We start from the raw sequence: 22,310 nt of genomic DNA on the forward strand, positions 1-22,310 counted from the left end.
ATGACACGCACCACCCACGGCTGGGCCGCCTATGGCCCGGGCTCGCCACTGGAACCTTTCACCTACCCGCGCCCGGACCCGGGGGCCAACGACGTGGAAATCCAAGTGACCCATTGCGGCGCCTGCACCAGTGACCTGCACCTGATTGAAGGCCATTGGGGCGAAGCCTCCCAATACCCTCAAGTGTGCGGCCACGAGGTCGTGGGGCGGGTGGTGCGTTGCGGCTCGGCGGTCACCCACCTGGCTGCCGGCCAGCGCGTTGGCGTGGGCTGGTACAAGGGCGCCTGCCTGGCGTGCGAATGGTGCCTCAAGGGCGAGGAGCAACACTGTGCGGCGGTGGTGGCGACCTGCGCCGATGGGCAAAAAGGCGGGTTTGCCGACTTCATGACCTGCGACAGCCGGTTCGTGTTCCCGATCCCCGACAACCTGCCCTCCCATGTGGCTGCGCCGTTGTTCTGCGCCGGGCAGACCGTGTTCACCGCGCTGCTGCGCGGCACCCGCCCGGGCATGCGCGTGGGGGTGCTGGGCATCGGTGGGCTCGGCCACCTGGCCATCCAGTTTGCGGCCAAGTTCGGCTGCACCGTCACCGCACTGTCGAGTTCCACCAGCAAAAAAACCCAGGCCTTGCAGTTGGGGGCCCGTCATTTCCACGGCCTGGACCCGGCCACCTTGCAGGCCCAGGAAAACACCCTGGACTTCCTGCTGGTCACCGCCTCCAACGACCAGGACTGGGAGCGCGCCATCGCCCTGCTGCGCCCCCACGGCACCCTGTGCTTTGCCGGGATGCCCGGCCCGGTCACGCTGGATATTGCGGCCATGACCTACAAGACCCTGACCGTCAGCACCGCCAACGTCGGCGGGCGCCACGACATGCTCAAGATGCTGGAATTTGCCAGCGAACATCATGTGTGGCCCCTGGTGGATATTTTTCCCACGGCGCAGATCAACCAGGCCCTCGACGCCCTACGCAACAACACCGTGCGCTACCGCGCGGTGATCGAGTTTTGACTGGCGTGCGCGCCCCCAGGAGATGCCCCTGATGCCTCCCTTCGCTCGCCCCCGGGAAACCCCGGACCTGGTGCCCCACCCGTTCGATGTCGAGCGCCAGGCCCAATGCAACCTTAAAGGGCATCGCTCATTGCTGTTGTGGTTCACCGGGATGTCGGGCGCCGGCAAGTCCTGTATTGCCAATTGCGTGCAGGCCAGCCTGCACGCGAAACAGCTGCACACCTGCCTGCTCGACGGCGACCGCCTGCGCCAGGGCTTGACCGCCGACCTGGGCTTTGCCGACAGCGACCGCAAGGAAAACATCCGACGCACCGCCGAGGTCGGCAGGTTGATGGTGGATGCCGGGGTCATCACCCTGGTGTGCCTGATCTCGCCCTTCGAACAGGAAAGACGCATGGCCAGGGCGCTGTTCGCCCCTGGCGACTTTATTGAAATCTTCATCGACGCGGCGCTGCCGGTCCTCGAACAGCGCGACCCCAAGGGCCTTTATGCCAAGGCCCGCAAAGGCCTGATCAAGCACTTCACCGGCATTGACTCACCTTACGAGCGCCCGGTAGCCCCCGACATCGTGATTGACAGCGCCAACACCTCGATCGAACACGCCGCCCACACCATCGAGACGTTTGTCCTGCGCCAACGGCTGTGGACTTGACCCACCAATGGCCACCCCTGCCAACTGAGGCGTATTAACCCTCGCCTGGTGTTTGAGACCGGTCTTATGGTCGCCGTGGCCATGGTCACGATGAACCGCGCCAACTGGCGTAACTCGCGAAAGAAAACCACCACCATGACACTTTACGCACCGCAAGTAGAGGTCAGTTGATGGGGGGCGCAATAGGAGTTAGAAGGGTCGGGGCAACCCCTAGGACTTGTCTCAGTCCGGTCCAAGGGCCGGCTTGAATCGACGAACGCCCCCCCCAGTGCAGGAGCTGGCTTGCCAGCGATGGCGTCCGGCACGCCAGGTACCTACAGGCCCGTCACCTGCTCCAACAACCATTGCTTGAACGCCTGCATCGCCGGGGTTTCGGCGCGTGATTGCAGGCGCGTCAGCCAGTAGCTACCCGTGGTGATGCCCACGTCGAACGGCTGGCGGATCACGTCCTGGGCCAGTTGGCGGGAGAACATCAGTGCCGGCGCCAGGGCCACGCCATTGCCCTGCAAGGCCGCTTCCATCATCGCCAGGGACGAGTCGAACACGATGCTGCGCGGCACCAGGGTGTCGGCGGGCAAGCCCGCGGCCTGGAACCACAGGCTCCATTCATCCGCCCGGTAAGAGCGCAACAGCGTGTGCTTCAACACATCGCCCGGGCCTTGCAATTGGCGGGCAATCGCCGGTACGCACAGTACGGTCAGCGGCGCCGCCAGCAACTCACAGGCGTGGGTGCCATGCCACGCGCCGGCGCCGAAGCGGATCGCATAATCCAGGCCTTCAGCCGCCACATCCACGCGGTTGTTGTGGGTCGACAAACGCAGGTCGATAAACGGGTAGCGCGCCTGGAAATCCGCCAGGCGCGGCAGCAACCAGCCCACCGCAAACGTGCCCACCGCGCCCACCGTCAGCACCTCGCGGTAATGCCCGGCCTGGAACTGGCCCAGGGTCTGGGCGATGCGATCGAAGGACTCGCGCAATACCGGCAACAGCGTCTCCCCTTCGCGGGTGAGCATCAGGCCACGGGGCAGGCGCTTGAACAGGGTGACGTTGAGTTGGGCCTCCAGGCTCTTGACCTGATGACTGACCGCCGCCTGGGTCACGCACAACTCGATGGCCGCCCGGGTAAAGCTCAAATGCCTGGCAGAGGCTTCGAACGCGCGCAGTGCGTTAAGGGGTAAATGGGAACGCAACATGGTCTTAACCCAAATTTTTCTAATGACTGGTGCGAGATATCATCGGTTGTCCGGGACCGGCAAACTGCCTATCTTGGCGGCGCCTGCGCAGGCCGTGATTCCCCCGACAATCCTCAAGGAAGCGACCTCATCATGTACCAACACGTGCGCAACGTCACGATTCTCAGCCTCTTGCTCGGCGCCGGCAACTGCCTGGCCGCCACCGACCTGCGCCAGGTGGTGGACGCCACCGTCAAGCCGCTGATGCAGCAGCAGGCAATCCCAGGCCTGGCTGTCGCCATCGTGCAGGACGGCAAGGCCCGATACTTTAACTACGGTGTCGCCGCGCAGGACAGCCAGCAGCCCGTCAGCGAAAACACCCTGTTCGAGATCGGCTCGGTCAGCAAGACCTTCACCGCGACCCTGGCCGGCTATGCCCAGGCCACCGGTAAGTTGAAGCTCTCCGCCCCGGCCAGCGACTACTTGCCAGCCTTGCGCGCCAGCCAGTTCGAGCACATCAGCGTACTTGACCTGGGCACCTACACCGCAGGCGGGCTGCCGTTGCAGTTCCCCGGCGAGGCGGACAATGCGCAGCAGATGATCGGCTACTTCCAGCACTGGAAAGCCACTTTCGCCCCCGGCACCCACCGCCAGTACTCCAACCCCAGCCTGGGCCTGTTCGGCTATCTGGCGGCGCAGAGCCTGCAGCAACCGTTCGACGTGGCGATGGAACAGATCCTGCTGCCCAAGCTCGGCCTCAAGCACACCTATCTCAAGGTGCCCAAGCCCCAGATGGGCTTGTATGCCCAGGGCTACGACAAGGCCGGCAAGCCGGTGCGCGTCAGCCCCGGAGCGTTGGACAGCGAAGCCTATGGGGTGAAGACCAGCCCGGCAGACCTGGCCCGCTACATGGCGCTGAACATGGACCCGACGTCACTGGAGCAGCCGCTGCAACAGGCCATCGCTACCACGCATACCGGTTACTACACCGTGGGCACTACCACCCAGGGCCTTGGTTGGGAGATGTACGCCTACCCGCTGAGTGTTGACGCCTTGGTCGACGGCAATTCCACACCCATGGCCATGGAGCCGCATCCGGTCCACTGGCTGACCCCGGCACAGCCGTTGCGCGCCAATACCCTGGTGAACAAGACCGGCTCGACCGGCGGTTTTGGCGCCTATATCGCTTATGTACCGAGCAGAGGCATCGGCGTGGTGATCCTGGCGAACAAGAACTACCCCAATGCCGAACGGGTGAAAGCCGCCCACGCGATCCTGCGGGCCATGGAGCAATAGCCCAGCTTTTCTGAACCCGTCATCTTGCCAATGTGGGAGCGGGCTTGCCCGCGATGGCGGTGGCTCAGTCGACATATCCGGCGACTGACACACTGCTTTCGCGAGTAAGCCCGCTCCCACAGGGGCGCAGCTACGCGGGCTTGATCTTCAGGCCGCCAGGCCCTTGCCGGCCCGCTCCAAGTTGCGCCACAACCAGGGCGGCAACACGTCTGGGTCGAGGCTGTCGATCAGATTCTTCAGGCTCAAACCCAGCTCCGTGTCACCCTCGATCACCAACCGCCGGCGGAAGAACAAGGTATCCGGATCCTCCTGGCGGCTGGCCAATAACAGGAACTCGCGCCAGTTGCCGCTGATGGTCACCTGGGCCTGGGCCTGTTCGGCGATGCGCAGTCCGTCGCGGCCCAGGGTCAAGTACCAGCGCAAGCCCAGGTCGGGAATGCGCAGGCACATCCAGCGCCCGCGCAGCAGTTCAAAACCGCCATCGCGCAAAGGTTCGGCCAGGCAGCGGTTCAGCGCCTGTTGCAAGGCCAGGCGCTGCACCACGAACGGCACCTTGCGCATCAACGGCAGTAAGCGGTCGGCGCCCTTGAGCAGCCATTGCTTGCGATTCAGCACAGTCCCACCTCCTCGACCCGCAACATCCCGGCCTGGCCATGCCAGTAGCCATTGCAGCCTTCGACAAACACCGGCGGCGTGGCGCCCTGGCGGACCCGGTCAAAGGCTTCGACGATGCCCACCATACCTTGCGCCCGTGGGCTCAGGCGCAGCAGGTCGGCGCCGCAACTGATCAGCCCCGGGTAATCGGCCAGCAGGTTGGTGACCTCCGCCGACAGAGTCTGGATACCATTCAAGGTAAACAGCGCCTGCCCTTCCTGGCTGGTCAAGGCCATGCCATCGGGGTAGTTGAGGCAGCAGAACTGGCAGTCATCCTTGGGCCGGTTTTCCGCCCGCGCCGTAAAGCAGCGCGCCGAATAGGCCAGGGGCAGATGCCCATAGGCGAAGACTTCGACTTGCGGCAACGGCCGGCCCAGTTCACGCACCTGCTCCAGCACATCGCCAATCAGCGCCGCCGAACACTCCACCGGCGGCACCCAGCGCATCATCCCGGCATCCAGCAGTTGCACCAGGGCATGGCCGTTATACAGATTCAACGCCGGCCCACCGACAAAGGGCAGCTTGCGCTCGGCGAGCAGCTGCACGGCGCCCATGTCATTGGCCTCGACCAACACCTCGCCGTTGTCACACAGGCGACGCAGGCTCGACAGCTCCGAGGCGGCCTCGATCAGGGTCAGGCTCGACAGCACGATTTGCGCATGGCCCGCCGACTGCAATTCGCGGCCCAGGCCCAACCACTGGTCGAGGTTGAACGCGCGGCGCTTGGAGCACACGGTTTCCCCCAGGTAGATCACATCCAGCGGCAGGCTGGCCATCTCGCTGTAGAACTGCCCCAGTTGTTGCTTATCCCAATAAAACAGCACCGGTCCCAGGCTGAGTTTCATGTGCGGTTCCTCATTGCCACGAACGATGGTAGGCGCCCAGGGTGGTCTGGCTGCCTTCGGATAGACCGGCCAGCACGCTGCGCCACTGGTCCTTGACCACAAAGCGTTGCGGCGCGCTGCGGTGCGCGTCCAGTGCCGCACGCCAGACCCCGGTGACTTGCTCGACATACGCCGGGCTGCGCTGGCGGCCTTCGATTTTTACCGCTTCGACGCCCATGGCGATCAACTCGGGGATCAAGTCCAGGGTGTCGAGGCTGGTGGGTTCTTCGAGGGCATGGAAGCGCTTGCCATCGACCATGAAACGGCCCTTGCACAGGGTCGGGTAGCCCGCCGGTTCGTCCGGTGTGTAGCGGTCGATCAGCACTTCGCTCAGGCGCGCGCTCAGGCCATCGGCATCTTCGCTCCAGCGCACCGCCTTGGCCGGCGAGCACACGCCGCACAGGTTCGGTGACTCACCGGTGATATACGAAGACAGGTGGCAACGGCCCTCGGCCATGATGCACAGGCTGCCGAAACCGAAGACTTCGATGGGCACCGAACTGCTGGCGGCTACGTGTTTGACCTGGGCCAGCGACAGCACCCGGGGCAACACCGCGCGGCGGATGCCATAGCGCTCGGCGTAGAACTGCAACGCCGCCGCATGGGTCGCCGACCCCTGTACCGAGAGGTGCAAGGCCATCTGCGGATGGCGGCTGCTGGCGTACTGCAGCACCCCCGGATCGCCGGCAATCAGGGCATCCACGCCATGGTCGGCAGCACGGTCCACCGCCCGTTGCCAGCGCTCCCAGCCCTTGGGCTGCGGGTAGGTGTTGACCGCCACATACAGCTTGCGCTGGTGCTGGCGGATGTGGGCGACGGCGCCGTCGAACTGCTTGTCGTCCATGTTCAGCCCGGCAAAATGCCGGGCGTTGGTGTCATCGCGAAAACCCACATACACCGCATCGGCACCTTGGCGCACGGCGGCTTTAAGCGCAGGCAGATTGCCTGCCGGGCAGACCAGTTGCATGGTTGATCCTCATCAGAAAATTCATCATCAACACCGCATATCCCTTGTGGGAGCGGGCTTGCCCGCGATAGCGGTGTGTCAATCACCGTAAATGTCGACTGGTAGGCCGCCATCGCGGGCAAGCCCGCTCCCACATTGCTCACCACCCTCCCTGGTTATTGCATCAGCTCGGCAAAAGACACGAACCGCACCAGCCCGCCCTTCTCCACCAACTGCTCACGATCCACAATCGCCAGGCCATCGGCCCAGCACGCTGCGCTGAGCATCGCCGAGCTTTGCCGGGGGTGCAGCGTGACCCGCGCCTGGCCGTCGATGCCCGGGGTCAGGCGTGCGCGCAGGTATTGGCGGCGGCGGTTGCGCTGGGCCCAGGTAAAGTCGGCGGGCAGCAGCATCGGCACCGGGGTGACGTCAGTCACACCCTGGGCGCGCAACAGGAACGGGCGCACCACCACCAACGCGGTAATCAGCGCCGCCGAAGGGTTGCCGGGCAAGCCGATCCACGGTTTGCCGGCCACATCGCCAAAGGCCAGGGGTTTGCCCGGCTGGATTGCCAGGCGCCAGAAATCAACGCGCCCCAGCTCCTTGATCGCCTGCTTGAGGTGATCTTCCTCGCCCACCGACACCCCGCCAGACGTCAGCAGCAAGTCGCATTCCGAGGACGCCAGGGTCAACGCATCGCGGCTGACGGCCAGTTCGTCGGCCATCACCCCATAGTCATGTACCTCCACGCCCCAGCCTTGCAGCAGCGCGGCCAGGCAATGGCGATTGCTGTTGTAGATTTGCCCCGGCGCCAGGTGATCGCCCGGCTCGCGCAGTTCATCACCGCTGCTCAACAGGCACACCCGCAACGGCCGATAGACCTTGACCTGGGCCAGCCCGGCCGCCGCCAGCAGGCCCAGCTCCTGGGCGCGCAGGCGCTTGCCGGCCGGCAGCAGCAAGGCGCCCTGGGTCACTTCTTCACCCTGCTTGCGCACATGCTCGCCCGTGCGCATCGGCGGGCACCAGATGCGTTGGCCGTAGACCCGGCAACGCTCCTGGGGCACCACGGTGTCAGCCCCGGCCGGCAAGGGTGCGCCGGTAAAAATGCGCATGGTCTGCCCACTGCTCAACGCTGTGGCTGCGCCCTCGCCAGCGGCGATGCGCCCGGCCAGGCGCAGGTAGCCGCCCTCGGCCGGCAAGTCGGCGGCGCACAGCGCGTAGCCGTCCATGGCACTGTTGTCCCAGGCCGGCAGGTTGACCGGGGAAAAGATATCGCTGGCCAGCACCCGGCCCAGGGCCTGGGCGGTTTTCACCTGCTGGGTGGACGGTGGAGGGGGTGCCTGCGCCAGCAGGCGCTCGATGGCCTCGTCCACCGGGATCAGTTCGCCGCTTTCACACACCGAGGTGCTCATGACCGCGCCTCGCAGGGTTCCAGCGCTTGCGCGGCTTGGGCTTTGAGGTGCTGGGCGAAGTTGCACGGCCCGGTGCGGCTGTCCAGCTGCCCCAAGAGGATCTTGTCCCAGCCCGTGCGGCAGGCCCCGGGCGAGCCGGGCATGCAGCACACCAGCACGCCATTGCTCATGCCGGCCAGGGCACGCGATTGCAGGGTCGACATGCCGATCTCTTGCAGGGACACCTGGCGAAACAGCTCGCCAAAGCCTTCGACATGCTTGTCCAGCAATGGCAGCACCGCTTGCGGGGTGTTATCGCGCGCGGTAAAGCCGGTGCCGCCGGTGGTGAGGATCACTTGCACCTGGGGGTCGGCAATCCATTGCGAAATCCGCGCGCGGATCTGGTAGATGTCGTCCACCACCAGGGCCCGGTCGATCAGCGCATGCCCGGCCCCTTGCACGCGGTCGCACAGGGTTTGCCCGGAGGTGTCGTTGTCAAAGTTGCGGGTATCGCTGATGGTCAATACGGCGATGTTCAGTGAGACAAAATTGCGTTGAGTCAGATGTGCCATGGTGAAAATCCCGGGATAAATGAGCAATGGCCCCAGCCTGCACCGCAAAGGCCGGCGGGCCTATTCCTCCGAGGAGGTACCTCTAGGCGGATTCAGGGGGCCAGGCGACTGCGCTGCCAGGTGCCGTCGTGCCGGCGATAGTCGAGGCGGTCGTGCAGGCGGTCGGGGCGGCCTTGCCAGAACTCCACGCGCTCGGGTTGCAGGCAATAGCCGCCCCACTCTGCCGGGCGCGGCGGTGGTTGCCCGGCAAAGCGTTGGGTGACATCACGCAGGTGCCCTTCCAGCTCGGCGCGGTGGGCCAGGGGCTGGCTTTGCGGCGACGCCCAGGCGCCGATCTGGCTGGCCAGCGGGCGCGATTGGAAATACTCGTCGGACAGCTGTGGCGCCAGGCGTGCGACCGTGCCTTCGATGCGTACCTGGCGCTCCAGGCCGGGCCAGAAAAAGGTCATGGCCGCGCTGGGGTTGCTCGCCAGTTCCTGGCCCTTGGCGCTCTGGTAGTGGCCGAAAAAGGTAAAGCCCTCGGCACCAAAGCCCTTGAGCAAGAGGATCCGGCAATGGGCACGGCCCTGGGCATCGACCGTGGCCAGGGCCATGCTGTTGGCCTCCACCGGCGCCACTTCGGTCTTGCGCGCCTGCTCCAGCCACTGGCCGAACAACACGAGGGGATCGTCCTGTACCAGGTCATCCCGCAAACCGTACAGGGTGTAGTTGCGGCGCATCTGCGCCAGGGAAAGGGGCATGGGGCGAACCTCCGGTCAATTCGCCACAGTCTGATCAGCCGACGCCCTGCGCACCTTGATCGCGATCAACTGCGCGCCGCGGCATGGGGTCGCAGCCCGGCTACTTGAGCCCCAGGCGCCGCGCCAGTTTGTGCAGGTTGCTGGAGTCCAGGCCGAGCATGCGCGCAGCGCTGGCCCAGTTATCGCCGGACAGGCTCAAGGCCTGGCGCACCTTCTGGCGCTGGCAGTCGTCCACCGCATCGCTCAAGCTCTGGAATGCTGGCGCCGGCACTTCAGGCACAGGGGCCTGGGCCAAGGTGGCGCTGTCGAGATCCAGCAGCTCGGCTTCCAGGGTCATGATCTGGTTGCGATTGCCGCCACGGCTCAACTGCTTGAGGGCAGCGCGGCTGATCACGTGTTCCAGCTCGCGCACATTGCCCGGCCAGGCATAACCAAGCAGGCTCTGCTCGGCTGCCGGTGACAGGCGCAAGCCGCGCAGGCCCAGGCGCGCGCGGTTGAGCTCCAGGAAGTGCCCGGCCAGCAGCAGCACATCGTGGCCGCGCTCGCGCAATGCCGGGATCGGCACCGGGTACACCGACAGCCGGTGGTACAGGTCGGCGCGAAACAGCCCTTGGCGAATGCTCTCGGGCAGGTGGCGGTTGGTGGCGGCGATGATCCGCACATCCACATGCAACGGCTTGTCGGCGCCCAGGCGCTGGATCTCACCGTTCTGCAAGGTGCGCAGCAGTTTGGCCTGCACACTCAACGGCAACTCGCCCACTTCATCGAGGAACAGCGTGCCGCCGTTGGCCGCGTCAAAACGCCCGGCGCGGTCGCTGGTGGCGCCGGAGAACGCGCCTTTGACATGCCCGAACAACTCGCTCTCGGCCAACGACTCCGGCAGCGCCGCGCAGTTGACCTGGATCAGCGGCTTTTTACTGCGCCGCGACAGGCGATGCAGGCGCCGCGCGAACAGCTCCTTGCCGACCCCGGTTTCGCCAAGCAGCAACACCGGCAGGTCCGAATCGGCGAGCACATCCAGCTCGTTGAGCAACTGGTGCAGGACCGGGCTCTGGCCGAGGATTTCGCCATCTTCGACCCTGGGCAAACCCGCCAGCGGTTCATGGCGTGACAGGCGCAGGCTGCGGTTCTCCTGCTCCAGCCGCGTGACCCGCACCGCAGCCTCGATCTGCAACGTACAGCGCTTGAGTTGCTCGCGGGCATTGGCGTCGAAGGTCCCGGCGTGCAGGGCATCCAGGGTAATCGCGCCCCAGGGCCGGCCCTCGACGAACAGGCTCACGCCCATGCAGTCATGCACCGGCAGCGGTTCGCCGACCTGGGTGTCCAACAGCCCGTCGTACGGGTCCGGCAGGCGGCTGTCGGGCTCGAACCAGGTCGGCTCGCGGGACGCCATGATCGCCGCCAGTCGTGGATGCTGGGCAATCACAAAACGCCGGCCGAGGGCCTCATGCACCAGCCCCACCGTGGCCACCGGACGCAGGCTGTCGTCGCCATCCAGGCGCAACAGGCCCACGGCGCCGCTATGGAAATATTCGCGCAGGGTCTGCACCAGGCGTTGCAGGCGCACCGCGTTGGGCAATTCGACAATCAGGTCGGCCGACAGACTTTCACGCAACATGGTCATTACTACCCTTGTATGGTCGGTTCTACCGTGCAGCATCAGGGTGATCCTGACCACTACAAAAAATTAAATGCGGTTTTTCAATGGGTTGGCAATGGCACACGGCATGCAATCAGCGGTGTATCTGTTCACTTGATGAGGAAAGCCGATGAACACCATCGCCCCGGACAGCCTGCCCCAGGCGCAACTGATCGAACATTTGCTGGAGCGCTACCACGCTCGCCACCGCGAGCAACTGCCGGAACTGATCCGCCTGGCCAGCCGTGTGGAGCAGGTCCACGGCCATCACCTGGCGTGCCCCAATGGCCTGGCCGACCTGCTGCGGGATATCGAACAGGAATTGGAGGGCCATATGCTCAAGGAGGAACAGGTGCTGTTCCCGATGCTGCAAATGGGCATGGGCCCCCAGGCCGCGCCGCCGATCCAGGTCATGCGCTATGAGCATGAACAACACGGCCAGGCCCTGGAGCAGTTGCTGGCGCTGACCCATCGCATCCAGCCGCCCGCTGACGCCTGCAATACCTGGCGTGCCCTGTATCACGGGCTGGAGGTGTTTCATGGGGATTTGCTGGAGCATATTCATCTGGAAAATGACGTGTTGTTTGTTCGTGCGCTGACAGCCTGACCCCTGCCTGTAGGCGCGAGCTTGTTCGCGCCTACAGGACTCAGCGCAGCATCAGCTTGGCCAGGATCACGATCAGCACCATATGCCCAAGGATGCTGCGGCGGATCCACACCGCCCGCAGCGGGCTCAGGCGTTTTTGCGCCAGCCAGTACGCGAGCAACAGGTAATGCCCGATGATGCTCAGCGCCAACACGATCTTCAGGCTCAACATCGCCGAAAACTGGCTGGCCCAGGGCGCGCCCAGCACGCCGCGGTAGTGCCAGGCCAGGCCGATACCCGCGCCATACAACAGCACCACCACGCCATGCAGCACCTGCCGCGAACGCCGGGCAATCGCCTGGTCGCTGGTGAACTGCGCCGACCACGCCAGCTCGTCACGGGCGCGGTGCCAGATAACCACCTCAAAGAACAGCGTGCCGATAAAGGCGATGGCCGCCAGCAGATGCACGATCAATAACCACGAATAGAGCATTCCCGTTCTCCTAGCCCGGATGGCCGTCAACCCGCGCACGCCACAGCATTGGGGCATAGCGCCATAGATACACACCCAGGCCCAGGGTCCAGCACAGGCCCGCCAGCCACAACGCGGCATACGGCCAGATCAGCACCAGCAGCACCCGGCTCAGGCAGGCCAGGTTCAATAGGCTGAAGGCCAGGGTCATGCCCTTGGGTGGCGTCAGTGGGCGCCCGGTATGGCCCAGGCTGACCCGCGCGATCATCGCCAGGATCAACCCGCCCATCGCCCCCACCGTCAGCGCATGCACCGCCAGGCTCGGGTTCAGCGGCACGCCGAAATGCCACAGCGCCATGCCCAGGCAAGCCACGGCCAGCCAGGCATAGGCCAGGTGCAGCGACCACAGCAGCGGCACGCGCCACAGGCCTGGGTCGTGCCAGCGCACCAGGCGCAGCAGATGACCGAGCCCCAGCAGGGCAAACACCAGGCCAACCCAAAGGCTGGGCATCAGCGCCACACCGCTGGCATACAGCAGCGCCACCAACGCCGAGCCTGCCAACAGCAGGTAATCCAGCCACGGCCAGGGCTTCACTGCTTCAGTACGCCCCAGGCCGCGCTGGGTGAAGAACGGAATCACCCGCCCGCCGATCAAGCCCATCATCGCCGCCACCAGCCACAACCCGGTCAACACCGCCTGGCGCTGCCAGCCTTCGTCACCGCGCAGCAGGCCATACAGGGACAGGCCATCGGCCAGGGTCAACAGCAGCAGCACCAGCACAATCGGGTAGTTGCGTTGTTGCCGCACTTTCCACAAGGTCCAGCCCATCAGCCCGGCGACCGCCAGGGGAAAGCTCAGTTCCAGCACAGCCAACAACGGCCATGGCAGGTTGAACAGCCACGCCAGGCGTGCGCCCAGCCATAACCCGGCCAGCACCGCGAGGGGCGCGCCACTGATGCCGGGGCGGCCGGTCCAGGTCTGCACCGCCGTCAGCAGGAACCCGCCGATGATTGCCAGGGCGAAACCGAACAGCAGTTCATGTCGATGCCACGCCAGCCAGCCACCCGCCGGTTGCCAGCCCGCATCGCCGGCCAGGGCCAGTAGCCACAAGGGAATCGCCAGCAGCGCCAACAGGCAGCCACCGAGGAAAAATGGCCGGAAAGCCAGGCGAAACAACGGGGTTATCGACATGGCCTTGCGTCGATCCAGCACGTGCATACCACCACTCCTCAAGTCATTGCCGGCCCGATCATCCGGGATTGCCCGCCCCTGGCCCTTGTCGCAGATCAAGCAGGGCTCCTGGGCGGCGCACTATCCTGGGGGCCGTCGCAGGATAAGCGTTGCAAAGGCCGGGCCGAATGCCCCGGTGCGCCGCCCTACACCTGTAGGAGCTGGCTTGCCTGCGATGCAAACACCTCGGTCTGGTGGGTACACCGCAGCGATGCCATCGCTGGCAAGCCAGCTCCTACAGGAGGTTAGCGTTGCCTAGGAGGGTTTAAATGACCATTAGAGGGTTATTTAAACCCACAAAGGCAGGGTCATTCTGACCATGCGGGCGCTACAGCCCAGGTTTTACACGGCCCGTGCCTTGGCCCAGCTCTTGCTCTAGCCGGTTATCCCTTATTACTGCCCCCACGGAGTCCCCATGAAAAAAGTCATCCAGCCCCTGGCCTGGTTCGTGATTCTCGGTTCGATGATGGCGGCGGCCAGTGGCCTGTCGTTGTGGCTTGTATGATCAGCGACACGCCGAGGGTCCTGCACCGCGTGCATCATCAGATCCTGCGCAGCCATCACCTGTTCGAGCCGCTCAACGAAGAGCAGATGGACGAGCTGATGGCCAGCAGTCAGTTGCTCAGTGTCGACAAGGGCGAGCCGCTGTTCCGCCAGGGCGAACCGGCCGATGGCTTTTACTTTGTGATTGCCGGCGCGGTGAAGATCTACCGCCTGACCCCGGACGGCCAGGAAAAGGTCTTTGAAGTGATCGGCGAGCGGCAGACCTTCGCCGAGGCGATGATGCTGATGGACACGCCCAACTACGTGGCCTGCGCCGAGGCGGTGTGCCCCACGCAGTTGTATCGCCTGTCCAACGCCACCTATATGCGCCTGCTCCACAGCAACAGCCGCCTGACCTTCGCCCTGCTGGGCAAGTTGTGTGTGCGCCTGCACCAGCGGGTCAACGAGATCGAGACCCTGTCCCTGAAAAACGCCACCCACCGCGTGGTGCGCTATCTGCTGACGCAACTGGTGCGCCTGCACAGCGTCGACAGTTCGTTCGAACTGCCCATGGCCAAGCAGTTGATCGCCGGGCACTTGTCGATCCAGCCGGAGACGTTCTCGCGGATCATTCGCCGGCTGATCGATGAAAAAATCATTACCCAGGACGGTCGGCAGATCGCCATTCTTGATCGCCTGCGCCTGGAGCAATTTGAATGAGCACAGCGCGAGTCTGCCTGTATTGCCAGCATGCCAACCCGCCACCCCACGCGGCCTGCGAACGCTGCGCCATGCCCCTGCCCGCCTCCACCGCCAGCCTTGAGGCGCGGCGGCTCAAGCGTTTCCAATGGTTCTGCCTGGGGCTGGCGGTGTTCTGCATCACGATGTTCTTCTGGCTGCCCCGGGACTTTTACTGATCTTCGGTCAACTGCCGGTAGAGCTGCGGCAAGCGCAGCGGCAGTTGTTCCGGCTGGCGGATCAGGGTGTAGCCGTGGGCGCCGAACATGTACGGCAGGTACTCCCCGGCCTGTTTATCGATCGTGATGCAGAACGGCACCAGGCCCTGGCGCCGCGCTTCTAGCACGGCCTGGCGGGTGTCCTCCACGCCGTAGCGGCCCTCGTACAGGTCCAGGTCATTGGGCTTGCCATCGGTCACAATCAGCAGCAGTTTGCGCCGTTGTCTACAGGCGCCCAGGGTCTGGGTGGCCTGGCGGATGGCGGCGCCCATGCGTGTGTAATAACCCGGTTTCAGGCCCTGGATGCAGCCGCGGGTGTGGTCGTCGTAGGGTTGCTGGAATGACTTGAGCTGTTGCAGGCGCACCTGCTGGCGACGCAAGGACGAAAAGCCATACAAGGCAAACGCATCGCCCAGGCCCGCCAGGCTTTCGCCAAACAGCAGCAGGCTGTCGCGGATCACGTCGATGACCTTTTGCGTATCGTTCAAATGGGCGTCGGTGGACATCGACAAATCGGCCAGCAGCAAACAGGCCAAGTCGCGCCGGGTGCGGCGCTGCTCCTTGAACAGGCCACGCTCGGCGCATGCGCCGTGCTGGCGCTCGACATAAAAATCCAGCCACGCCTGCAGGTCCAGTTCCGCGCCCTGGGGCTGTTGGCGCAACCATTGGCGGTCGGTACGCAGTTGCTGGAACTGGCGGCGCAAACGCGCGGCCTGGGGCAGCAGGCGAGCCGGCAGCGGCTGGGGCGCGCTGTCGCGGGGTTGCAGCAGTTGCAGGTTGACGAAGTTGGCTTGCAGGCGCTGCTGACGGTAGTCCCACTCCGGCAGCTTGATGCCTGCGCCCAGGGGGATGTCATCGACATCGGCCGGCGGCAAATCCAGGTGCAGCTTCAGCCCGCCGCTCTTGCGCACGCGCTGGCGTGACAGGCTCAACTGGTCGAGGTCTTCGGCGACCCGCGCGGCATCTTCGTCTTCGGAGTCGTCGGCCCAGCGGTCCAGATCGACGTGCTCGGTCCAACTGAACAGGTTTTCCAGGCGCACCACCAACAGGCCACCGTCGCGGCTGTTGTCGTCGACACGGTTGGCCTGCTTGGGCGCGCCCTGTTGTTCGCCAGGCCGCGTCGTCAGGTCGTCGCCCTCGTCGTCCTGATCTGCGGCCTGTGGGCTGTGCAGGTGCAAGGGTGGATACAGCCACAGCGGCAACGGCCAGGCGGCGCGCTCGCTACGGGGTAGCTGGCGCACGCTGCCGGGTTCACGCAGGGCCTTGCGCAAGGCCTTTTCCACGGCGGCTTCGGCGGGGTTGAGGGTAGCGGGATCGGGGCGCAATTGCAGGTGGGCGTCCACCAGGCGCTGATAGCTGGGGAGCATGGCCGGGTAACGCTGCAACAGCAGCCAGGTCCAGCGCTGGTTATCCCGGGCCCAGTGGGTCATCGGCCCGGCATGGGCGGCCAGCAGCGCCAGCCAGCGGTACAGCTCCAGGTTCAGGGCCACCGAGGGAAACACCGCCAGGCTTGCCGGCAGGCGCAGGCGATGGCCGTCGCACGAGGCCAGGGGCGCCTGCCGGCAGGTGCCGGCGATGCGCATCAACAGGTTGCGGCGCAGCAGCAGGTCGCGCTCGCTGGCGGCTTCCACGGCTATCCCATGGGCACCGCCCAGGGCGCGGAACAACAGGGCCAGGCTGCGCTGGCGGTCGACCAGATCGACCCGCGCCTCGGGGAAGTCGGCACTGGCGCGACGGGTGATAAAGCGGTGCCAGACACTGCCGACCCACTCTTCCAACTCAAGGGTAAAGGCCATGTGAAGTGCTCCAGACGTAAAACGGCCCGCAGTACCTGCCGGGCCGCCCTCTTGGGGATTAACGTTGACCGCTCAAGCGGTCACGGGGGTGGCAGAGTCCAAGCCTTTGCCCCGCTGCCGGAAGCTCCACAGGTAGCAGAGCAGGCCCAGCAGGAACACCACGCCACTGGCCAGCCGTGCCCAGAACAGCACCGTCAGGTGGTCCATGGTGGCCATGAACGGCAGCGCCACACCGTCCACTTGCCAGCGTTGCAACCAGACCTGCACGGCACCGGCAGCGGTGAGGAACAGGGTGATCATCACCATCGACAGGACCATCATCCAGAAGCCCCAGATCTCCAGGGTCTGGGAGCGTGCATCCGGTGCTTCACCGATACCGCGCAGGCGGGGCATGGCGTAGCTGATCAAGGTCATGACGATCATGGCGTAGGCGCCGAAGAACGCCAGGTGGCCGTGGGCGGCAGTCAATTGGGTGCCGTGGGTGTAGAAGTTGACCGGTGCCAGGGTGTGCAGGAAGCCCCAGACCCCGGCGCCGAAGAACGCGGTGACCGTGGTGCCCTTGGCCCACAACGTGGCCGCCCGGTTCGGGTGCTGGCGCCGACGCTGTTTGACCATGGTGAAGGCGAACATCACCATCGCCAGGAACGGCAGCGGCTCCAGGGCCGAGAAGATCGAGCCGACCCACAACCACACCTCGGGCGCACCGATCCAGAAAAAGTGGTGACCGGTGCCGATGATCCCGGTGATCAGGGCCATGGCGATGATCACGTACAGCCATTTTTCCACGACCTCGCGGTCGACGCCGGTGACCTTGATCAACACAAAGGCGAGCATCGAACCCATGATCAGCTCCCACACGCCTTCAACCCAAAGATGCACCACCCACCACCAGTAGAACTTGTCCCGCGCCAGGTTGCCGGGGTTGTAGAACGAGAACAGGAAGAACACCGCCAGGCCGATCAGCCCGGTCATCATCACCATGCTCACCGTGGTCTTGCGGCCCTTGAGCAGGGTCATGCCGATGTTGTAGAGAAAGCCCAGGCACACGACCACGATGCCCATCTTGGTGATGGTCGGCTGCTCCAGGAACTCCCGGCCCATGGTTGGCAGCAACTCGTTGTGGGTCAGCTTGGCCAGGGCCGCGTAGGGCACCAGCAAGTAGCCGAGGATGGTCAACACGCCGGCGACGGCGAACACCCAGAACAGCAGGATTGCCAGCTTGGGGCTGTGCAACTCGCGGTCGGCCTCTTCCGGCACCAGGTAATAGGCGGCGCCCATGAACCCGAACAGCAGCCAGACGATCAGCAGGTTGGTGTGGACCATGCGGGCCACGTTGAAGGGGATCAACGGGAACAGAAAGTCGCCGACCACGTATTGCAGGCCCATGATCAAACCGAACAGCACCTGGCCCAGGAACAGGATCAGGGCGAATACAAAGTAGGGTTTGGCCACGGCCTGGGATTGGAATTTCAGATATGGATTGACGGTACGCATCCCTTAGCCCTCCTTGTTTGGCGGCCAGCCATTGGTGTTGATCTTCGAGCTCCATTTGAGGAACTCGGCCATATCGTCCACCTCCTGGTCGCTGAGGTTGAATTGCGGCATCGCACGCCGGCCGGGAACGCCCAAGGGTTGCATCTTCATCCAGGCGTGCAGGAATGGCTTGAACGCTTCCTCGCCGCCGCGGCGGTTGAACACATTGCCCAACTCCGGCGCAAAGTACGCACCCTCGCCCAGCAGGGTGTGGCAGCCGACGCAGTTGTTGCGCTCCCAGACGCCCTTGCCGCGTACCACCGATTCGGTGAGTTGGTCCTGGTTACTGCGCGAGGGAAAGGTTTGTTCGGTGTGGTAGGTCAGGGCCAGGAATATCAGGAAGAAGAACACGCTTCCTCCGAAGTAGATATTCCTGGCCATGCCCTTGGTGAAGGTCTCTGACATGGTCGCTTCCTCATTGCTTGGCAGGGGCCATGATAGAAAGCCGGGGGGTAAAAGCTGCTTGATGGCGATCAAGAAATGCCGATGGTTTTGGTCGGGTATTGATTGTCGAGACGTGCGCGTCCCTGTAGGAGCCGGCTTGCCGGCGATGGCGGCGATGGCGGCGGCCCAGTCAATACCTGTGTCGACTGATACACCGCCATCGCTGGCAAGCCAGCGCCTACAAAAGTTTTGTGCTGCCCGCTGAACAGCCACTGCTGCTCAGGTGTTGCTACAGACGCAATCCCCACATCGCTCCTGCCCCCCATCCGCAGGCATCCCCCCGCCCGCAGGGGCCGCAGCCGCCATGGCATGGCCGTTGCACTCGCTGCTGCAACAGGTCCTCGCACCTTGCATGACTGAATCAGGAGCATCCATGAGCACTGAATTTTTCTGGCGCCTGCCGCTGGGCACCGATGGTCCGCAGTTGACCACTGACAAACACAACCGGGGCAATGCGCAATACCGCCCCGGCCATATCGCCCCGGGGCGCTTGCCCAATGGCGAGCCGGACGGTTTCACCTACATCGACTACATCGCCCAGGTGGCCAAGGCCGCCGAGTTGGCCGGCTTCGAAGGGGCATTGCTGCCCACCGGGCCCGAGCCATGGATCGTCGCGGCCGCGCTGGCCCGGGAAACCCGGCGTATCAAGTTCCTGATTGCCTTCCAGGCCACCTGGACCCTGCCCGCCTACGCCGCACAGCAAGCAGCGACCCTGCAGAACCTGAGCCGGGGCCGCCTGGACTGGAACATCATCACCGGTGGCAACCCGGCCAGTCAGCGGGCCAATGGGGATTTCCTCGAACACGACCTGCGCTACAAACGTACCGGGGAGTTCCTCGACATCATCCAGGGCCTGTGGGAGCAGGAAAAGTTCTCCTATGACGGTGATATCTACCAGTTGGAAAACGGCGCCCTGCCCCCTGGCCTGCACCATGAGCGCAAACCGGGGGTGTACTTTTCCGGGTTCTCCGATGCCGCTCTGGACGTGGCCGCCAGGCATGCCGATGTGTACCTCAATTGGGCCGAGCCCATCGACAAGCTCAAGCCGCATATCGAGCGGGTGCGTGAGTTGGCCGACAAACAGGGGCGCAGCGTGCGCTTCGGCCTGCGGGTCGACCTGTTTGCCCGGGAGACCGAAGAGCTGGCCTGGAAAGACCTGCGCCGCCAGTTCGACAAACTCGAAGGCCAGGGCAGCGTGCTCGCCAAAGGTTTCACCAACGGTTCGGATTCGGTGGGTGCGGCGCGCCAGACGGCCTATCACCAGAATGTCGACCGCTTCGACGACCTGATCATCGGCCCCAACCTGTGGGCCGGGTTTGCCAAGGCCAAGCCGGGGCCCACCGTGGGCCTGGTGGGCAGTCACGAGAACATTGCCGAGCGCCTGGTGGAGTACCGCGACGCTGGGTTCTCGACCTTTATCCTCGCCGGCAACCCGCACCTGGAAGAGGCCCTGCGCATTGGCCAGGAAGTCTTGCCGCTGGTGCATCGACAGGCGGCCACCCAACCTTTGCGCGCCAGCGCCTGACTGCTGCGGGAGACCCTGAATGAGCCAACACCTCGATACCCTCTGGTACACCCGCTGCCCGGTGCCCACCGGGCTGGGGATTGCCGTGCAAAAAGGCTGGCTGCAAGAGACCGTCGGCGCCCTGGGCGCCGAGGTGCAGTCGCTGCGCGAGTCCAACGACCAGGCCGTGCGCGAGTCGCACTTTGATCACAGCTTGCGCAACTCGGTGCGCCATGGCGGCAATATCCCGGCGATCTGGGCCCGTGCCCAGGGCCGCGAGACCCGGGTGATCGGCTTGTCCTGGGCCGATGAAGTGCAATTGATCCTGACCCGCCGGGGCAGCGGCATCCAAACGGTCAAGGACCTCAAGGGCCGCACTTTCGGCCTGCCCGACTGGTCCGGCGCGCAGATCGATTTCACCCGCGCCCAGGCCTTGCGCGGCCTGGAAAATGCCCTGTCGCTGGAAGGCTTGCAGGTCGGCGATGTGAAGCTGGTGAACTTCCGGTATGGCGGCACTTTCAGCGACAGCCCGGTGCGCAACATCGCCGGCACGCAGGTCTCTGCACCGCTGGCCGAACGCAACCTGGAGTTGATCGGCCTGCTGCGCGGCGAGGTGGATGTGATCTTTCTCAAGGGCGCCAGCGCTGCCCAGCACGCCCATGACTTTGGCCTGCACACGGTGATCGACACCGGTTCGCACCCGGACCCGCTGATCCGCAGCAACAACGGCACGCCGCGCACCCTGGCGGTGGACCTGAACCTGTTGGACAACCACCTGGATGTGGCCACCGGTATCCTCGATTCGGTATTGCGCGCCGAGCAATGGGCCCACACCCACCCGCAAGAAACACGGCGCTACCTGGCCCGGGAAACCAACAGCAGCGAATACTGGGTCACCGCCGCCTATGGCGAGGATGCCCACCTGCGGCTGCATACGGCCCTGGATGAACAGGCGATTGCCGCGCTGCAGGACTTTGTGCAGTTCCTGCACCGCTGGCGCTTTATCCCCAACAGCTTTGATGTGCGCGCCTGGATCGATGCGCGGCCCCTCAACCACCTGACATCGTTGCAGGAGCCCGGCTTGCCGGGTTCCTACAGGGCATAGGGATTTGAACGAAGACCTTTATGAGCAAACCACTCGATACTCTCTGGTACACCCACAGCCCGGTGCCCACCGGGCTTGGCATCGCGGTGCAGTCCGGGCGACTGGCCGAAGCCTTCCAGCCATTTGGCACCAATATCCAATCCCTGCGCGAGTCCACCGAGCGCGAAGTACGCGAAGCCCACTACGACCACCACCTGAAGAACTCGGTGCGCCACGGCGGCAATATCCCGGCCATCTGGGCCTACTCCAGCGGGGTCCAGACCCGTGTGCTGGGGCTGTCGTGGAGCGATGAGGTGCAGTTGATCCTGACCACCGCCGAAAGCGGCGTGAGAAGCGTGCGCGACTTGAAAAACCGGCGCTTCGGCCTGCCCAAGTGGGCCAACGTGCAGATCGACTTCACCCGCGCCCAGGCCCTGCGCGGCCTGGAAAACGCGCTCAAGCTCGAAGGCCTGAACGTGGCGGATGTGGAGTTGGTGGACTATCCCTACGGCGGCACCTACAGCGACAACCAGACCCAGTACGTGTACGGCACCCCGGCCAGCCTCGGGGTGAGCCGCTTCAGCCGGCGCAACAACGAGCTGATCGGCCTGCTGCGCGGCGATATCGATGCGATTTTCCTCAAGGGCGCCCACGCCGTACACCTGGCCAATGAGTTCGGCTTGCATGTGGTGGTCGATACCGGCTCCCACCCTGACCCGTTGATCCGCAGCAACAACGGCACGCCGCGTACGCTGACGGTAGATACCCACCTGCTGCACGAGCATTTCGATGCCAGCGTGAAGATTGTCGATACGGTATTGCGCACCGAGCAATGGGCCTGGGCCAATCCCGACGAGACCCGGCGCTTTCTCGCCCAGGAGCTGAACACCAGCGAGTACTGGGTGACGGCGGCCTATGGCGAGGATGCCCATCGGCGGCTGCGCACCACCCTGGACTCCCGCTCGATCGAGGCCTTGCAGGACTTCACCGATTTCCTGCATCGCTGGCACTTCATCCCACGGCATTTCGATGTGCGCGACTGGATCGACTTCAGCGTGCTGGAAAAAGTCATCGGCTCCACCTCCCGCGTCGCAGTCTGACCCCCTCAACCCCTTTAGGAGCCGGCTTGCCGGCGATGACGCCCCTGAGTGATGCAGTGCTTTCAAGGGCGCCATCGCCGGCAAGCCGGCTCCTACAGTGTTGGCCACGCAGCACTTTCTGTGCTGCTCCAGCAGCACTGGCCACGCAGTTTTTGCTGGATCCTCGA

21 protein-coding genes and 1 pseudogene are annotated in these 22,310 nt (G+C 64.6%); 9 read left to right on the forward strand and 13 right to left on the reverse strand.

Annotation, left to right across the window (positions count from 1 at the left end; translation table 11 throughout):
• Together HBO12_RS04510 and cysC are read left to right on the forward strand one after the other, a co-directional pair.
• Nucleotides 1-1,008 carry an NAD(P)-dependent alcohol dehydrogenase gene (locus HBO12_RS04510; RefSeq protein ID WP_169955276.1) on the forward strand — a complete coding sequence of 336 codons (1,008 nt, stop codon included), beginning with the start codon at nucleotides 1-3 and terminating at the stop codon, nucleotides 1,006-1,008.
• A gap of 31 nt (nucleotides 1,009-1,039) precedes the next feature.
• Nucleotides 1,040-1,660, forward strand: a complete 621-nt coding sequence (cysC, locus tag HBO12_RS04515; protein WP_170041574.1) for an adenylyl-sulfate kinase — start codon at nucleotides 1,040-1,042, stop codon at nucleotides 1,658-1,660.
• A gap of 314 nt (nucleotides 1,661-1,974) precedes the next feature.
• Here the strand turns inward: cysC and HBO12_RS04520 are convergent, their stop codons facing one another.
• A complete protein-coding gene (locus HBO12_RS04520; RefSeq protein WP_170041575.1) occupies nucleotides 1,975-2,853 on the reverse strand; it encodes a LysR family transcriptional regulator in 879 nt (292 codons plus the stop codon).
• 132 nt (nucleotides 2,854-2,985) lie between these two features.
• Between HBO12_RS04520 and ampC the strand changes: the two genes are divergently transcribed.
• Nucleotides 2,986-4,128: a class C beta-lactamase gene (gene ampC, locus HBO12_RS04525; RefSeq protein ID WP_170041576.1), complete on the forward strand. Its 1,143-nt coding sequence runs from the start codon at nucleotides 2,986-2,988 to the stop codon at nucleotides 4,126-4,128.
• 147 nt (nucleotides 4,129-4,275) lie between these two features.
• Here ampC and ubiT read toward each other — a convergent pair whose 3' ends face one another.
• The 7 genes from ubiT to norR all read right to left on the reverse strand — a co-directional run bounded on the left by ubiT (nucleotide 4,276) and on the right by norR (nucleotide 10,933).
• On the reverse strand, nucleotides 4,276-4,743 hold the full coding sequence (gene ubiT / locus HBO12_RS04530) for a ubiquinone anaerobic biosynthesis accessory factor UbiT (protein WP_169955280.1): 468 nt from the start codon (nucleotides 4,741-4,743) through the stop codon (nucleotides 4,276-4,278).
• Entirely contained in the window at nucleotides 4,737-5,627 is an 891-nt protein-coding gene (locus HBO12_RS04535; RefSeq protein WP_169955281.1) for a U32 family peptidase, read from the reverse strand. Before HBO12_RS04535 ends, ubiT begins: the two co-directional genes overlap by 7 nt.
• A 10-nt stretch (nucleotides 5,628-5,637) precedes the next feature.
• Nucleotides 5,638-6,633 carry a ubiquinone anaerobic biosynthesis protein UbiU gene (gene ubiU / locus HBO12_RS04540; protein WP_076960737.1) on the reverse strand — a complete coding sequence of 332 codons (996 nt, stop codon included), beginning with the start codon at nucleotides 6,631-6,633 and terminating at the stop codon, nucleotides 5,638-5,640.
• Nucleotides 6,634-6,788: 155 nt separating this feature from the next.
• Complete coding sequence (locus tag HBO12_RS04545; RefSeq protein WP_170041577.1) at nucleotides 6,789-8,024, reverse strand: molybdopterin molybdotransferase MoeA; 1,236 nt, start codon at nucleotides 8,022-8,024, stop codon at nucleotides 6,789-6,791.
• Nucleotides 8,021-8,575: a molybdenum cofactor biosynthesis protein B gene (gene moaB, locus HBO12_RS04550; protein ID WP_170041578.1), complete on the reverse strand. Its 555-nt coding sequence runs from the start codon at nucleotides 8,573-8,575 to the stop codon at nucleotides 8,021-8,023. The genes HBO12_RS04545 and moaB overlap by 4 nt, the downstream gene beginning before the upstream one ends.
• Nucleotides 8,576-8,667: 92 nt before the next feature.
• Nucleotides 8,668-9,315 carry a pyridoxamine 5'-phosphate oxidase gene (gene pdxH / locus HBO12_RS04555; RefSeq protein ID WP_170041579.1) on the reverse strand — a complete coding sequence of 216 codons (648 nt, stop codon included), beginning with the start codon at nucleotides 9,313-9,315 and terminating at the stop codon, nucleotides 8,668-8,670.
• Nucleotides 9,316-9,415: 100 nt separating this feature from the next.
• The gene (gene norR / locus HBO12_RS04560) at nucleotides 9,416-10,933 is read right to left on the reverse strand and encodes a nitric oxide reductase transcriptional regulator NorR (protein ID WP_170041580.1); all 1,518 of its coding nucleotides are present in this window, start codon (nucleotides 10,931-10,933) and stop codon (nucleotides 9,416-9,418) included.
• A 178-nt stretch (nucleotides 10,934-11,111) separates the two neighbouring features.
• On the opposite strand from norR, the pseudogene HBO12_RS04565 reads away from it, so the two are divergent.
• Nucleotides 11,112-11,561, forward strand: a pseudogene (locus HBO12_RS04565) (hemerythrin domain-containing protein); the annotation flags it as partial.
• Between the two features lie 40 nt (nucleotides 11,562-11,601).
• Here HBO12_RS04565 and HBO12_RS04570 read toward each other — a convergent pair.
• The gene (locus HBO12_RS04570; protein WP_170041581.1) at nucleotides 11,602-12,033 is read right to left on the reverse strand and encodes a hypothetical protein; all 432 of its coding nucleotides are present in this window, start codon (nucleotides 12,031-12,033) and stop codon (nucleotides 11,602-11,604) included.
• Between the two features lie 10 nt (nucleotides 12,034-12,043).
• Nucleotides 12,044-13,231, reverse strand: coding sequence for an NnrS family protein (locus HBO12_RS04575; RefSeq protein ID WP_170041582.1), 1,188 nt, complete (start codon nucleotides 13,229-13,231; stop codon nucleotides 12,044-12,046).
• A 513-nt stretch (nucleotides 13,232-13,744) separates the two neighbouring features.
• Here HBO12_RS04575 and HBO12_RS04580 point away from each other — a divergent pair.
• Both HBO12_RS04580 and HBO12_RS04585 read left to right on the forward strand, forming a co-directional pair.
• On the forward strand, nucleotides 13,745-14,446 hold the full coding sequence (locus tag HBO12_RS04580; protein WP_170041583.1) for a Crp/Fnr family transcriptional regulator: 702 nt from the start codon (nucleotides 13,745-13,747) through the stop codon (nucleotides 14,444-14,446).
• Complete coding sequence (locus HBO12_RS04585) at nucleotides 14,443-14,643, forward strand: protein DnrP (protein ID WP_170041584.1); 201 nt, start codon at nucleotides 14,443-14,445, stop codon at nucleotides 14,641-14,643. Before HBO12_RS04580 ends, HBO12_RS04585 begins: the two co-directional genes overlap by 4 nt.
• On the opposite strand, the gene HBO12_RS04590 is transcribed toward HBO12_RS04585, so the two are convergent.
• From HBO12_RS04590 to HBO12_RS04600, 3 genes are all read right to left on the reverse strand, one after another.
• The gene (locus HBO12_RS04590; RefSeq protein ID WP_170041585.1) at nucleotides 14,637-16,478 is read right to left on the reverse strand and encodes a nitric oxide reductase activation protein NorD; all 1,842 of its coding nucleotides are present in this window, start codon (nucleotides 16,476-16,478) and stop codon (nucleotides 14,637-14,639) included. The two genes, HBO12_RS04585 and HBO12_RS04590, sit on opposite strands and share 7 nt — an antisense overlap.
• Before the next feature lie 72 nt (nucleotides 16,479-16,550).
• On the reverse strand, nucleotides 16,551-17,972 hold the full coding sequence (locus tag HBO12_RS04595; RefSeq protein ID WP_169955291.1) for a cbb3-type cytochrome c oxidase subunit I: 1,422 nt from the start codon (nucleotides 17,970-17,972) through the stop codon (nucleotides 16,551-16,553).
• 3 nt (nucleotides 17,973-17,975) lie between these two features.
• Complete coding sequence (locus HBO12_RS04600) at nucleotides 17,976-18,416, reverse strand: c-type cytochrome (protein WP_154842703.1); 441 nt, start codon at nucleotides 18,414-18,416, stop codon at nucleotides 17,976-17,978.
• Nucleotides 18,417-18,828: 412 nt separating this feature from the next.
• Here HBO12_RS04600 and HBO12_RS04605 point away from each other — a divergent pair, with 412 nt between their 5' ends.
• From HBO12_RS04605 to HBO12_RS04615, 3 genes are read left to right on the forward strand one after another with little or no spacing between them, the layout of a single operon-like run.
• The gene (locus tag HBO12_RS04605) at nucleotides 18,829-19,980 is read left to right on the forward strand and encodes an LLM class flavin-dependent oxidoreductase (RefSeq protein WP_170041586.1); all 1,152 of its coding nucleotides are present in this window, start codon (nucleotides 18,829-18,831) and stop codon (nucleotides 19,978-19,980) included.
• A gap of 19 nt (nucleotides 19,981-19,999) precedes the next feature.
• Entirely contained in the window at nucleotides 20,000-21,064 is a 1,065-nt protein-coding gene (locus HBO12_RS04610) for an ABC transporter substrate-binding protein (protein ID WP_170041587.1), read from the forward strand.
• 20 nt (nucleotides 21,065-21,084) lie between these two features.
• Nucleotides 21,085-22,143, forward strand: coding sequence for an ABC transporter substrate-binding protein (locus HBO12_RS04615; RefSeq protein WP_169955294.1), 1,059 nt, complete (start codon nucleotides 21,085-21,087; stop codon nucleotides 22,141-22,143).
• Nucleotides 22,144-22,310 lie beyond the last annotated feature (167 nt).

The organism is Pseudomonas sp. WS 5059 (assembly GCF_012985525.1).
Classification (GTDB): Bacteria; Pseudomonadota; Gammaproteobacteria; order Pseudomonadales; family Pseudomonadaceae; genus Aquipseudomonas.

Coding starts and splice junctions, on each gene's coding strand:
- HBO12_RS04510 (WP_169955276.1), top strand. CDS start 1: ATGACACGCACCACCCACGGCTGGGCCGCCTATGGCCCGGGCTCGCCA.
- cysC (WP_170041574.1), top strand. CDS start 1,040: ATGCCTCCCTTCGCTCGCCCCCGGGAAACCCCGGACCTGGTGCCCCAC.
- HBO12_RS04520 (WP_170041575.1), bottom strand. CDS start 2,853: ATGTTGCGTTCCCATTTACCCCTTAACGCACTGCGCGCGTTCGAAGCC.
- ampC (WP_170041576.1), top strand. CDS start 2,986: ATGTACCAACACGTGCGCAACGTCACGATTCTCAGCCTCTTGCTCGGC.
- HBO12_RS04535 (WP_169955281.1), bottom strand. CDS start 5,627: ATGAAACTCAGCCTGGGACCGGTGCTGTTTTATTGGGATAAGCAACAA.
- ubiU (WP_076960737.1), bottom strand. CDS start 6,633: ATGCAACTGGTCTGCCCGGCAGGCAATCTGCCTGCGCTTAAAGCCGCC.
- HBO12_RS04545 (WP_170041577.1), bottom strand. CDS start 8,024: ATGAGCACCTCGGTGTGTGAAAGCGGCGAACTGATCCCGGTGGACGAG.
- moaB (WP_170041578.1), bottom strand. CDS start 8,575: ATGGCACATCTGACTCAACGCAATTTTGTCTCACTGAACATCGCCGTA.
- pdxH (WP_170041579.1), bottom strand. CDS start 9,315: ATGCCCCTTTCCCTGGCGCAGATGCGCCGCAACTACACCCTGTACGGT.
- norR (WP_170041580.1), bottom strand. CDS start 10,933: ATGTTGCGTGAAAGTCTGTCGGCCGACCTGATTGTCGAATTGCCCAAC.
- HBO12_RS04570 (WP_170041581.1), bottom strand. CDS start 12,033: ATGCTCTATTCGTGGTTATTGATCGTGCATCTGCTGGCGGCCATCGCC.
- HBO12_RS04575 (WP_170041582.1), bottom strand. CDS start 13,231: ATGCACGTGCTGGATCGACGCAAGGCCATGTCGATAACCCCGTTGTTT.
- HBO12_RS04580 (WP_170041583.1), top strand. CDS start 13,745: ATGATCAGCGACACGCCGAGGGTCCTGCACCGCGTGCATCATCAGATC.
- HBO12_RS04585 (WP_170041584.1), top strand. CDS start 14,443: ATGAGCACAGCGCGAGTCTGCCTGTATTGCCAGCATGCCAACCCGCCA.
- HBO12_RS04590 (WP_170041585.1), bottom strand. CDS start 16,478: ATGGCCTTTACCCTTGAGTTGGAAGAGTGGGTCGGCAGTGTCTGGCAC.
- HBO12_RS04595 (WP_169955291.1), bottom strand. CDS start 17,972: ATGCGTACCGTCAATCCATATCTGAAATTCCAATCCCAGGCCGTGGCC.
- HBO12_RS04600 (WP_154842703.1), bottom strand. CDS start 18,416: ATGTCAGAGACCTTCACCAAGGGCATGGCCAGGAATATCTACTTCGGA.
- HBO12_RS04605 (WP_170041586.1), top strand. CDS start 18,829: ATGAGCACTGAATTTTTCTGGCGCCTGCCGCTGGGCACCGATGGTCCG.
- HBO12_RS04610 (WP_170041587.1), top strand. CDS start 20,000: ATGAGCCAACACCTCGATACCCTCTGGTACACCCGCTGCCCGGTGCCC.
- HBO12_RS04615 (WP_169955294.1), top strand. CDS start 21,085: ATGAGCAAACCACTCGATACTCTCTGGTACACCCACAGCCCGGTGCCC.